The sequence below is a fragment of the Rhodococcus sp. KBS0724 genome (genome assembly GCF_005938745.2).
Taxonomy (GTDB): Bacteria; Actinomycetota; Actinomycetes; order Mycobacteriales; family Mycobacteriaceae; genus Rhodococcus_F.
This window is the reverse complement of record NZ_VCBX02000001.1, coordinates 4,048,036-4,060,350: the sequence shown is the minus strand read 5'-3', so window position 1 is coordinate 4,060,350 and position 12,315 is coordinate 4,048,036. Positions and strand designations below refer to the sequence as shown.

The following is a 12,315-nucleotide window of genomic DNA, read 5'->3' as shown; positions in this document are numbered from 1 at the left end:
GGACGGACTGGACGTCAGGGGCTGCCTGTGGCGTTCAGCTGATTAACGGATGAAATAAATCGTTGCGAACAGCGCGATCCACACGATGTCAACGAAGTGCCAGTAATACGAAACGACGATCGCTGCGGTTGCCTGAGCCGGCGTGAACTTGCTGACTCGGGTGCGTGCGATCAAGAAAACGAAGGCGATAAGACCGCCGATGACGTGCATGCCGTGGAAACCGGTGGTCATGTAGAACACCGAGCCGTACACACTGCTGGAGATGGTGGTGCCGTGATCGACGAGGTGGATGTACTCGTACGCCTGTCCGGCGACGAAGAACGCTCCCATAGCCAAGGTGATCGTGTACCAACGACGAAGTCCGAAGACGTCGCCACGCTCGGCCGCGAATACACCCATCTGGCAGGTGAACGACGATGCGATCAGCACCAACGTCACCGGTACAGCCAAATACAGGTTCAATTCGGTCGGCTCCGGCGGCCACTGGCCTTCCGGTGCCTGCGCCCGTGCCACGAAGTACATGGCGAAGAGCCCTGCGAAAAACATGAGCTCACTGGACAACCACACGATGGTGCCAACGCTGACCATATTCGGCCGGTTCAGCGAGTGCACGCGTTGGGTGATTGCCGATCCTGAAGTCCCTACTGCGCTCGTCACAGACAGAAGTATGACGCTTCGTCGTAAGAGACGGCCACTCGGGTCTGCCATCGGCGCGTCGTGAGGCTCGAGATCGCGATTTCGGTCGGCGTACGCGCAGGTGGCGGCACTGTGAATATGCTGACGCGATGGCAGCTACACACCAGAGTAGACGTTGGTACCTGAGAATTTTCAACAGAAAAGTTTCGCCCCCGCTCGATCCGTCGAGGGATGATCTCGAGATCGTCGTCGAAGGTTTCGACGACGTCGAATCGTGCTCGGCGGCGTTGGAGCGAGGTGCTTCCGTCGAGCCGCGTTGGCAACCGGATTCGGAAGCGGTGCTGCGTCACCATCTCGATCTTCCGGAGGTCGCGCTCGACGATGCCGAGTCGATCGTTGCTCAAGACGGATATCGGCGCGCGGTGACAGCCTCGGACGGCGCGTCGAGCGATGACGAGGGTGTGGTTCGCGTGGTCTTCGAACGTGTCCAGGTTCTGGACGCATTGCACTGCTCGCAGGAGCGATCGCGGATGGCCGGTCTGGCTCAGCGGCTGGGTGGGTCCGTCGCGGGTTGGGATGCGCTGCAGCCGAGTGCTGCGGCGCAGTCAGGTTCCGGGAAGGGCCGACGCACAGTGTGAGTGGACCAATTCGCGACCGCTGCACGGTGACTGACTAGGCTGCACAGGTCAGATACACGACGACACGATTCGACTGAACCTAGGGGACCGAAGTAGATGGCCGGCACCGACGCAACCAACGCTGTGAACTCCGATTCGAGCGGTGTAGTGCGGTCCTGGCCGATGATTCTCGGTCAGCTCACCGATGGGCGCGATCTGTCGAGCGACGATTCCCGTTGGGCGATGGGCGAGATCATGTCCGACAACGCAAGTTCGGCGCAGATAGCCGCATTTGGTGTCGGGTTGAAGATGAAGGGCGAGACACCGGCCGAGTTGCAGGGTCTCGCCGACGCGATGCTCGAACATGCCAAAGCGGTGCCCGTCGATTCCGATGTGGTCGACATCGTCGGAACCGGCGGCGACCGCTCCAACACCGTGAACATCTCGACTATGGCCTCGATCGTGGTGGCCGCCTCCGGAATTCGAGTGGTCAAACACGGCAACCGAGCAGCGTCCTCGAAGAGTGGCGGCGCCGACGTGCTCGAAGCTCTCGGCGTTCGGATCAACCTGGGTCCGGAAGACGTGGCGCGATGTGTCGACGAGGTCGGGATCGGTTTCTGTTTTGCGCCGGTTTTCCACCCGGCACTTCGATTTGCGGCCGTGCCACGCAAGGAAATCGGTATCCCGACGGCCTTCAACGTGCTCGGACCCCTGACGAATCCCGCCCGGCCGCGTGCCGGATTGATCGGTTGCGCTTTCCCGAAGTTGATCTCCGTTGTCGCTGGAGTTCTTGCGCAGCGCGGTAACTCGGCATTGGTGGTTCGCGGCGACGACGGTCTCGACGAACTGACGACGTCCACGACGTCGACGGTGTACGTCGTTGCCGACGGAGCCGTTCGCACCGTCACGTTGGATCCGCGAGACCTCGGCATCGCGCGGGTGCCGTTGGACGAATTGCGAGGCGGCGACGCCGAAGTCAATGCTCAGGTCGCGCGCACGCTCCTGTCCGGTCAGCCCGGCCCGGTCCGGGATGCGGTACTACTCAACGCGGGTGCGGCCATTGCGGCCTTCAACGGCGTCGGTGACGATCTGGAAGCTGCGATTGCCGCTGGCATGGCCTCGGCCGCGCTCGCTATCGACAGCGGCGCGGCCGCGGAACTGTTGCGTAGGTGGGCATCGCTCACCACGGCGCTGACAGAAGGCGCCTGAGCCGTCACTCGCCGAGCGAGAACCCAGCCTCGACGTCGGCGCTGGAGAAGGACTGGAACGCAATGTGGGTTGCGGTTCGCGTCACTCCGGGAACCTTGTTGATGCGGCCGGTGATGACCTCTGCGATCTGGGCGTGGTCGCGGACCCTGACCACTGCGATGAGGTCGACGTCGCCTGCGCAGGAGTACACCTCGCTGACGCCGGGGATGTCGGCGACGGCCTGAGCCGTCTCCGGGATCCGGGCCGATTCGGCGTGGATCATGACGATCGCGTTGATCATGTCGCTCCTCTAGTCGCGCTGGGCAGTGCTGCGGTCGAGCTTATGTCCTTGTGTCGGTGCGTCCGTGCCAGGCATCACGATGGTTCGCTGCCGGCTCGGATTCGGTTCCGGCCTTGGCGAGTCGGCACCAGTCCTCCCAACTCCCCGCGCCGAATGCGGGCTCGGTGTAGCCGGACGAGGCGGAGACGATTCTGACGCCGTCCGATCCGAGCCAGCGCACCACCAGCGCTAGTTCCTCCGGGGGCGCTCCGCGAAGTGGTGAGTTGTCGGGCAGTGCGGTTTCGGCCGAGGCGACGAGCGCGTCGACAACTGGCATGGGATGGGTGCCGGCCCGGGCGAGGCCGGCGGAGGCGAGCCTGCCTGCACGGATGACGGCCAATTCCCAGCCGCCTTCCGCCGCGGGTCGCGCCACTACCAACTGATCGATTGCGGCGACGGCGGCAAGCTTTTGAGTGCGTCGGACTGCTACGGCAACTGCGGCCGTCCGGTCGCGCAGTCTGGCCGCGTTCTCGAACAGTGCGGTGGCAGAGAGTTGCTCGATGCGTTCCCTCATACGCTGAAGTGGTGTGTCGTGGACGCCGCTGAAGAACTCTCGAACTTCGGCGACTGTGACCGCGTATCGTTCCGCGGTGTCATCGTGGGCTGCCGGGCACGAGCTGAGTTCGCGTGCGGGGCAGGCAGGCCCGTGAACCGCGCCTTGGGGGATTCGCTTGGTGCAGGTGCGCAGGCCGCTGAACTCGCACACGGTCTCGGCTATCTCCTGTGCGCTCGCGCGCGAGGTGAACGGTCCGATCGAGTGTGGGGCGGGGGTACGCACCACGGACAGTCGGGGAAAGGCCTCGTCCGTGAGGACGATCCACCATCCGCGTTTGGGGAACTTCGAGCGTCGGTTGTACGGCGGGGTGTGTGCAACGAGGAGCCGGAGTTCCCGTACCCCGGCTTCGAGAGCGTGAGCACACTCCACATGGTCGACCCGGGTGGCCAAGGCCACCATCTCCTTCATCCGGCCACGCGTCTCCGAACCGGTGAAATAGCCCCGGACGCGGCGGCGCAGGTCCACTGCCGTCCCTATATACAGCGCTTCGTCGGACGGGCCACGAAAGAGGTAGACGCCGGGCCTTCGTGGGAGGTCTGCGGCGAAGGAGCGTTTGGCGCGTTGGTGAGCCGAGATGTTGGGGAGATAGTCGATCAGCTCGCTGTAACTGTGTACGCCTTGATTGCCGACTCGATCTATCAAGCCGTGGAGCACGTCGACAGTGGCTCTGGCGTCGTCGAGGGCTCGGTGCGTGGGCTGGGTGGATACGCGGAACAGATGCGCGAGCGCCGAGAGCTTCACGGAGGGTGCTTCGTCGCGGGTCAGGACACGTCTGGCGAGTTTGACGGTGCAGAGGACTTGGAACGGCGGCCACGGCCGGGCTGTGCGAGAGGCCGCCGCCTTGAGGAACCCGATATCGAAGGGAGCGTTGTGGGCAACAAGAACAGAACCCTTCGCGAACTCGAGGAAGGCCGGAAGGACGCGATCGATGCGCGGAGCGTTGATCAGCATTGCGTCGGTGATGCCGGTCAGTTCGACGATGTACGGCGGGATCGACCGCCCGGGATCGACCAGGGTTGCCATCTCGCCGAGTACCTGGCCGCCGCGAATCTTGACGGCACCGATTTCGGTGATCGAATCGGTGTCCGCGCTTCCACCGGTGGTCTCGAGGTCGACGACCACAAACGTCGTCTCGCTGAGCGGAGTGTCCAGCTCGTCGAACGACAGTTGACGGCCGATATCCGGATCGGCGTCAACGGCGGCGGTGACAGCGTCGGCATGACTCACAGCGCAAGACAGTAGAGGGATGGTCCGACACGAATCGGCCATCTTGGGCTCGAGGACCTTCGAAAGTTGAATTCGGGACTAACGGGCATTGGGTGCACTCCGGTATTTGGCCGCCCCTGACACAAAAGAGACGAGCGTCACAGTTGGGGGATTTTCGACGTGCGTCGGCACCCTCGGCGTTGCTTTCGGACGGGGTGGATCCGCGCGTGTTGCCTGGCGTGTGCCGACTTGTAATCCGCCTCGGCCGAAAAGGGGCCTACCGGTACGTAAGTAGTGCTGATCTGGGATAAGTCCTGGATTGCCGACCCGGGTCGAATTGGTTTGATTTGTGAGAAGCGGACCATGGCGCCACGGAAACCGGACGTATCGTTATCCCGTTGTGACCGTTTTGACGTATCGAGCGCGACTGCGCGCAAATTCGGATGAATCGCGCGGGAATTCGGCGATGCGGTCGACATCGCCGCGATCATTTCGTAATCTTCCTGAGACCTAACGAAGTCTTGCCGGGCCACACAGGACCGGCTTCGTCAGGAACCGCCTAATCGGGATCTCCGCGAGGAACCCGAACCGGGAACCCAAGTTTCACTGGGGTGAATCCCGCCTGGGGTGTAGCAAAGCGTCATCGCTACGGACCACGCGGGTAGGGCTGATCTTCCCAGCCCGAACCCGTCAGCTAACTCGGTCGGCGGACGATGGAAGAAATGGAGCACCATTTAAGTGGCGTCACAAAGTTTGAAGCGTTCGGCAACACTGGTTGTCGCCGGCGCACTTGCAGCCGGAGCCTTTGCTACCACCGCTGCACCTGCCTCGGCAGACCCCATCACCATCCCCGGTGTCGGTACGTTCGACATCCCGGGCGTCTCGATCCCCGAACTTCCCGTGATCCCCGGTGTCACGGACAACCCCGCGTTTGCGCCGATTGCGCAGGCCGCCCCCGTCGCTCCCATCTCCACCCTTGGTGAGCAGGCTGTTCGCGCCGCAGAGAGCAAGCTGGGCGCCCCGTACGTGTACGGCGCGGCAGGCCCGGACGCGTTCGACTGCTCCGGTCTGATCCAGTGGGCCTACAAGCAGGCCGGCCTCAACATCCCCCGCACGAGCTACGACCAGGCCGCTGCCGGTGTCGCAGTCGCGCAGTCCGATCTCCGTGTCGGTGACGTCATCTCCTTCTACGGTGGATCGCACTCGGGCATCTACGCGGGCAACGGAAATGTCATCCACGCTTCGACCGCCGGTCAGCCCGTGAAGCTGGCACCCGTGTCGTCCATGCCGTACGACGGTGCTCGCCGCTTCTGATCCGGTGTCACCGATCGGGTCCCTGTGAAGGTCGACCTGATCCACTGGAAAAGTGGCAGTTCCATTCTGAGCAGATGTGGGCCTCGAATCAGCTGATTCGAGGCCCACTTTTGTTTTTCCGGAGGCTTCGCACTGTTATCGCTACTGGCGAGTAGACACAAACGTATGCCATTCCGTAACCTGATCGAGACATTAGGCGCCGCGGACAGGTAGTGTGTGTAGTTGACATCTGGCTAACAGATTCCGACCCGCTCCGGCAGGTATCACCAGCAGGCATCACAAGACATGAGACGGAGAGTCGCGTTCCGTGGTTTCATCGAGTAAGTACAGCCGAGTTCGCATCGCACTGACGGTCGGTGCGCTGGCCATCGGGCTTGTTGCATTGCCCTCGATGCCCGCCACTGCAGACCCGGCGATCACGAATCCCACCGAGGCGCTCGAGAAGCTCGGTGAACTCGCCCGAGTGTCCGAGCAGACCAACGAGGCTTTGCACAACGCGCAGATCGACCTAGACGCCAAGACGTCCGTGCAGCTCGACGCCGAAGCTCGACTTGCCGAGGATCGGGGACGGTACGACGCCGCAAAGGCGAAGGTTGCCGAGGTAGCGCCCGCTGTGAACCGTATTGCGACGGCAAATTATCAGGGCGCGCGGACCAATCGGCTCTTTGCCTTGATGGTCAGCGATTCACCGCAGCAGTTGCTCGATCAGATGTCGGCACTCGATGTCATCTCCAACGACGCGGCGGTGCAGGTCCGCCAGTTCAACGAAGCGACGCTCGACGCTCGCCAGGCGGCGGACTCGTCGCAGCAGTCCGCGGACGCGGCTCGAGTTGCGGCCGATCAGGCGAAGGCGCTCAGTGATGATCTGCAGCGCAAGCAGAGTGAACTTCAGGCTCAGGTTGCCGAGGTGACCAAGGCGTTCGACGATCTGACCGATGCCGAACGTGTGCAGTTGAGTGGGTCGACCTTTCCCGATGGCGTCGACGCCAGCAAAATCCTGGCTAACTTGACTCCCGGGTCGGGCACCGCGGCATTGCAGGCCGGTTTGACCCGCATCGGTGATCCGTACGTCTGGGGAGCTACCGGACCGAACGAGTTCGATTGTTCCGGTCTTGTCGTGTGGTCGTACAAGCAGATCGGTAAGACTCTGCCGCGGTCCAGCCAAGCGCAGGCAGCCGGGGGCACACCGATATCGCGTGACCAATTGCAGCCCGGCGACATCGTCACTTTCTACAGCGACAATTCGCACGTCGGTATCTACGCCGGCGACGGCAACATCCTTCACGCGTCGACGTTCGGCGTGCCGGTGAAGGTGGAGTCGATGGCAGGCATGCCGTTCTCGACTGCTCGCCGTTACTGACCAGCGCATCCTCGCAAGTGGCTCGGCCGCTGCGACTGGGGGTCCACGCCGTCTCCTACACTCGGCATCGTGTCGAGTGACCCCATGACGTCCCCCGAAGCCGGGACGAACCGCAAACGCCGTTGGGAGTATCCAGCTCTCATCGCGCTGGGGTGTGCCGTCGTGGTGATTCTCGGATTGACCGTTGTTCTGACCGACTCCCAAGGCTCGTCCGAGCGCTCTGCTGCAGAAGCCGATGTCGCGCGCGTCAGCGAGGTCCAGGCTCTTCTCGATTCGTGGGCACGCGCCCAGATGTCCGACGATCCGACGTCGTTGGCACAGTTCGTGGACGCTGCTGCCACTCCGGGATTGCTCGACGCAGAGATACGGCGCTCCACAGCCGCTGGTGCACTGAGTTTTTCGGACTGGGCGTACGAGGTTTCGCCGGGAACTCTTGTCGAGGCTTCCCGCACCGGATCGCCCGACGGCGTCACGTTGTGGGGCGCTCAGGTGATTTTGCGCTATGCACTCGACGGCGTGGACACCGCGCCGACGCGCAAGTCCGTGTTGATGACGTTTGCAGAGCGTGACGGCGCGTGGTTCGTGTTCGCGGATGGTTCGATTGTCGACGTGCTGGGTTCTGCCTCGACCGGTTCGGAATTGAGCGTCGACTCGTGGCACGGTCCATGGGATTTCGGCCCACTCGCGGTCGCGACCAACGCGGCGGAAGATTCGATAGTCGTCGGACATCCCGGCCAGCAGGCATTTGTCGATGCGTTGGCCGCGGATCTCGACGGGGCTGTGAAGAATACGACGCAATTGTGGGGCGATGGCTGGTCCGAGCGTGCCGTCGTGATGGTCGCCGGTTCACCCGAGGAATTCACGGCGATGGTCGGTTCGCAGCACGACGGATCGTCCATTGCAGCTGTGTCGGTGGCGGATACGGTGCGCGACGGTTCCCGTGACGTAAGTGGGCAGCGCATCATATTCTCACCCGCCGCTGCGTCGCGCCTGACTCCGACGACGCGGCAGGCGGTGCTTCGCCACGAGATGATGCATATCGCGGCGCGATCCCAGACCCGGGACGGATCACCCATGTGGGTGCTCGAAGGGTATGCGGAGTATGCCGGCAACCGTAATTCCGGTCGGGCTGCGCGGGAAATTGCGCCGACCCTTGCAGCCGCGGTCCGTTCCGGTGACGTGCCCTCCGGGTTTCCCGAGGATTCACAGTTCGGGGGTGTGCCGGTCGTGAGTTCCCTTGCGTACGAATCGGCGTGGTCGATCAACGCCTATGTGGCTGATCGATTCGGCGAAACCAAACTGACGGAACTGTTCCGCTCGCTGTCCGTAGGTCCGTCGACACCGGAGGAGATCAACCAGCACATCGTCGACGTACTCGGCGTGAGCATCGACGACCTGCGCGACGGCTGGGTCGATTGGCTGCACCGCACACTGGGTTGAAAGGCTGCACCGAAAGGCTGCACCGCAGCGTGAGCTCACTCGCCCGTGCCTTACGGTGGACCAATGCGCCGGACCCTTTTGGTGACCAATGATTTTCCGCCCCGACCGGGCGGGATCCAGTCGTATCTACACACGTTCGCGAAGCACCTTCCGGCTGACAAGTTGGTTGTCTACGCGCCGCGGTGGCGCGGTGATTCGCACAAGAAGTTCGATGCCGCTCAACCTTTCGAGGTAGTCAGGCATCCCACGACATTGATGCTTCCGACTCCGTTTGTCGCCAGACGTGCCGCGAAACTGGTCAAGAAACATGATTGCGAGTCCGTGTGGTTCGGGGCGGCGGCGCCCCTTGCGCTGTTGGCGCCTGTGGTCCGCCGGGCTGGCGCGTCGCGGGTGATCGCGAGCACTCACGGTCACGAAGTGGGTTGGTCGATGATTCCGGGTGCACGGCAGTCGTTGCGGACAATCGGTGAAAACACCGACACGGTTACTTTTGTCAGCAAGTACACGCGAGGACGTTTCGCGGCGGCCTTCGGGCCGCAGGCCGCGCTGGAGCATCTGCCGTCAGGAGTGGATACGTCTGTCTTCCACCCTGATTCGGCCGCTCGCGCAGAACTGCGGACGCGGTACGGTCTGGGGGAGCGCCCGACAATTCTCTGCCTCTCGCGGCTGGTGCCGCGCAAGGGCCAGGACATGTTGATCAAAGCGATGCCGACTATTCGCGCGAGCATCGACGGCGCTGTACTTGTCATAGTCGGGGGTGGGCCGTACGACGAGAAGCTACGTGAACTCGCCCACAAGACTGGGATGGACGATCACGTCGTATTCACCGGCACAGTGCCTGCAGCGGAATTGGCTGCCCACCACACCATCGCGGATGTTTTTGCGATGCCCTGTCGCACCCGCGGAGCGGGACTCGACGTCGAAGGTCTCGGGATCGTGTATCTGGAAGCGTCGGCGACGGGTGTTCCCGTCATCGCCGGTCGCAGTGGCGGCGCCCCGGAAACGGTGCAGCAGAACAAGACCGGGCTGGTCGTCGACGGTACGTCGGTTGCCGACGTTGCTGCGTCGGTGATCGAGATCCTGTCAGACCGTGATCGGGCTGCCGCAATGGGCGCTGCCGGTCGGGACTGGGTGGCAAGCGACTGGAAGTGGGACACGCTCGCGTCGAAGTTGCAGGCACTGCTCGGCTGAGACTCTCGAACCGCTGTGGCCGCCACACCTTGGAAAAGTGTGGCGGCCACAGCGACTAGTGCGAGGGTGCTACTTCGCGTAGATCATCTCGATCTCCGCGGCGAAGCTGGTGTGCACGACATTGCGCTTGAGCTTCATCGTCGGGGTGAGTTCGCCTGTGTCCTCGGAGAAGTCGACCGGCAGGATCTTGAATTTCTTGATTGCCTCGGCATGCGAAACCAGCTTGTTGGCCTCGTCGATCGCGTCCTGGATCTCGCCGACCAGTTCGCCGTCGCTGACCAGATCGGCTGCTGTGGTGCCGGCTGCCTTGTTGTTGCGCTCGTTCCAGGCCGGTAGAGCTTCGGCGTCGATGGTGATCAGTGCGCCGATGAACGGCTTCTGATCGCCCACCACGATTGCCTGGCTGATGAGCGGATGCGCGCGCAGTGAGTCTTCGAGTTGGGCGGGGGAGACGTTCTTTCCGCCTGCCGTGACGATGATTTCCTTCTTGCGTCCGGTGATCGTGATGAACCCGTCCGCGTCGACGGTTCCCAGGTCGCCGGTGTGGAACCAGCCGTTCTCGATCGACTCTGCGGTTGCCTTCTCGTTTCGCCAGTATCCGGTGAAGACCACGGGTCCGGAGAGGAGGATCTCACCGTCGTCGGCGATGCGAACAGAGTTGCCGGCCAACGGTTTTCCGACGGTTCCGACCTTCTGGGAGCCGATGGTGTTGACGGCAAATGCAGCGGTGGTTTCCGTGAGACCGTAGCCCTCGTAGATCGTGACACCGATGCCGCGGAAGAAGTGACCGAGGCGGGCACCGAGCGGGGCGCCGCCGGAAATGGCGAGTTGGCACTGTCCGCCGAGGGCTGCCCGCAGCTTGGAGTAGACGAGTTTGTCGAACAACGCGTGCTTGGCCTTGAGGACGATGCCGGCGCCGCCCTTGTCCTGGGCCTCGCTCCATGCGATCGCCGTTTCCGCGGCCGCGTCGAAGATCTTGCCCTTGCCCTCGCCGTGGGCCTTTGCGCGGGCGCTGTTGTAGACCTTCTCGAACACGCGCGGTACCGACAGGATGAAGTCGGGCTTGAACTCGCCGAAGGTGGGGACGAGGTTCGGGATGTCGCTGGTGTGTCCGAGTGTGGCGCCGGCGTCGAACGAGGCGATGCTGACCGCGCGCGCCAAGACATGGGCCAGGGGCAGGAACATCAGCGTGCGCACCCCCGGCGTCTTGAGCAGATCACCGAGGTTGGAGTCCAGGATTCCCTTCGACTCAGCAATGAGGTTGGAGTGCGTCAGTTGGCAACCCTTGGGGCGGCCGGTGGTGCCGGAGGTGTAGATCAGAGTTGCGGGATCGGAGGCCTTCAGAGCGTTGATGCGCGTCTGAACCTCGTCGTCGGAGATGTCGGCGCCCAGGGCAGACAGCTCTTCGACTGCGCCGCGTCCGCCGGCGGGAGCCTCGATCCGGTACACGGTGCGCAGCGCCGGCGAGGCTTCTGCGACGTCCTTGACCGTGGCTGCGTGGATGTCGTTCTCGACAACGAGGTCGATGGCGTCGGAATCTTCGAGGATCCAGCGCACCTGCTCGGCGGCGGATGTTTCGTAGATCGGAACCGTCACGCCGCCTGCAGCCCAGATCGCGTAGTCGATCAGCGGCCACTCGTAGCGGGTCGCGGACATCAGCGCGACGCGATCGCCCTGCTTGACGCCGATCGCGATCAAGCCTTTGGCAACTGCGGTTACCTGGGCGGCGAACTCGCCGGCAGTGACGTCGACCCACGCAGAGCCGACTTTGCGCTTGTAGACGACGGCCGCAGGCTTCGTCTTCGCAAATGCGAACACCGAGTCGACCGCAGAGGCATCCTCGGGAATCGTGAACGTCTGGGGTGCGCTGTATTCAGGCACGAAATACCTCCGACACTGCGAAATACTGACGAGTAGGGTTTGACTCTATTCACTGTAGTCGCACGTCCGGCATAGTTGTGGCCCGGCTTACAGTCTGTCCGTTTTGCAGTGGTGTGACACCGTGCGCTCACTCGTCGACGCGATATGTGAAGCTAACTGTCGTGAGCAGCATTCAGGTCGCAGACCAGACTTTCATCGCGGCACCGCCCGAGCGTGTCGCCGAACTGTTGTCTTCGCGCGCGCAGTGGCGCCGATGGTGGCGAGATCTCCAGCTCGAGGTGCGTGAGGACCGCGGTCCCGCAGGCTTTCGGTGGGGTGTGTCCGGCAGCCTTGTCGGCACCATGGAGGTGTGGCTGGAACCAGTCATGGACGGCGCCATCGTTCACTATTTCCTGCACGCGGAACCAGTGGGTGTGTCGCCGTCCGGCCTGGCCGATCTCGACCTGGCCGCGATGAACCGTGCACGGCGCGTCGACGGCAAGGTCATGTCTTTCGAACTCAAGCGTGAGCTGGAAGCGGGTCGCCCGGCGGGTGTGGCTCCGGGATCTGTGTGACGCGGTAACAGTTTTACGCCCGCGTTCGGGGA

Annotated in this window: 11 protein-coding genes and 1 riboswitch; of the genes, 7 read left to right on the top strand and 4 right to left on the bottom strand. The window is 63.1% G+C overall.

Going from position 1 to position 12,315, the window contains the following annotated elements:
• Window positions 1–42: 42 nt before the first annotated feature.
• A complete protein-coding gene (locus FFI94_RS18595; RefSeq protein ID WP_138869127.1) occupies window positions 43–657 on the bottom strand; it encodes a heme-copper oxidase subunit III in 615 nt (204 codons plus the stop codon).
• Window positions 658–785: 128 nt separating this feature from the next.
• Between FFI94_RS18595 and FFI94_RS18590 the strand changes: the two genes are divergently transcribed.
• Together FFI94_RS18590 and trpD are read left to right on the top strand one after the other, a co-directional pair.
• Window positions 786–1,274 (top strand): hypothetical protein, encoded by a 489-nt coding sequence (locus FFI94_RS18590; RefSeq protein ID WP_185993243.1) that lies wholly within the window; start codon window positions 786–788, stop codon window positions 1,272–1,274.
• A 96-nt stretch (window positions 1,275–1,370) separates the two neighbouring features.
• The gene (gene trpD, locus FFI94_RS18585; protein WP_138869126.1) at window positions 1,371–2,462 is read left to right on the top strand and encodes an anthranilate phosphoribosyltransferase; all 1,092 of its coding nucleotides are present in this window, start codon (window positions 1,371–1,373) and stop codon (window positions 2,460–2,462) included.
• Window positions 2,463–2,466: 4 nt separating this feature from the next.
• Here the strand turns inward: trpD and FFI94_RS18580 are convergent, their stop codons facing one another.
• Window positions 2,467–2,742, bottom strand: a complete 276-nt coding sequence (locus FFI94_RS18580; RefSeq protein ID WP_033231456.1) for an Lrp/AsnC family transcriptional regulator — start codon at window positions 2,740–2,742, stop codon at window positions 2,467–2,469.
• 40 nt (window positions 2,743–2,782) lie between these two features.
• Entirely contained in the window at window positions 2,783–4,564 is a 1,782-nt protein-coding gene (locus FFI94_RS18575) for a DEDD exonuclease domain-containing protein (RefSeq protein ID WP_397495461.1), read from the bottom strand.
• Between the two features lie 525 nt (window positions 4,565–5,089).
• Window positions 5,090–5,267, top strand: a riboswitch (cyclic di-AMP (ydaO/yuaA leader).
• Between the two features lie 14 nt (window positions 5,268–5,281).
• On the opposite strand from FFI94_RS18575, the gene FFI94_RS18570 reads away from it, so the two are divergent.
• The 4 genes from FFI94_RS18570 (at window position 5,282) to FFI94_RS18555 (ending at window position 9,848) form a co-directional block, all read left to right on the top strand.
• Entirely contained in the window at window positions 5,282–5,857 is a 576-nt protein-coding gene (locus FFI94_RS18570; RefSeq protein ID WP_138869124.1) for a C40 family peptidase, read from the top strand.
• Between the two features lie 307 nt (window positions 5,858–6,164).
• Window positions 6,165–7,217, top strand: coding sequence for a C40 family peptidase (locus FFI94_RS18565; RefSeq protein ID WP_138869123.1), 1,053 nt, complete (start codon window positions 6,165–6,167; stop codon window positions 7,215–7,217).
• A 69-nt stretch (window positions 7,218–7,286) separates the two neighbouring features.
• Entirely contained in the window at window positions 7,287–8,657 is a 1,371-nt protein-coding gene (locus tag FFI94_RS18560) for a hypothetical protein (protein WP_260684197.1), read from the top strand.
• A gap of 63 nt (window positions 8,658–8,720) precedes the next feature.
• Window positions 8,721–9,848: a glycosyltransferase family 4 protein gene (locus tag FFI94_RS18555; protein ID WP_138869122.1), complete on the top strand. Its 1,128-nt coding sequence runs from the start codon at window positions 8,721–8,723 to the stop codon at window positions 9,846–9,848.
• A 69-nt stretch (window positions 9,849–9,917) separates the two neighbouring features.
• Here FFI94_RS18555 and FFI94_RS18550 read toward each other — a convergent pair whose 3' ends face one another.
• Window positions 9,918–11,729, bottom strand: coding sequence for a long-chain fatty acid--CoA ligase (locus FFI94_RS18550; RefSeq protein WP_138869121.1), 1,812 nt, complete (start codon window positions 11,727–11,729; stop codon window positions 9,918–9,920).
• A gap of 161 nt (window positions 11,730–11,890) precedes the next feature.
• Between FFI94_RS18550 and FFI94_RS18545 the strand changes: the two genes are divergently transcribed.
• Window positions 11,891–12,283, top strand: coding sequence for a polyketide cyclase / dehydrase and lipid transport (locus tag FFI94_RS18545; RefSeq protein WP_138869120.1), 393 nt, complete (start codon window positions 11,891–11,893; stop codon window positions 12,281–12,283).
• Window positions 12,284–12,315 lie beyond the last annotated feature (32 nt).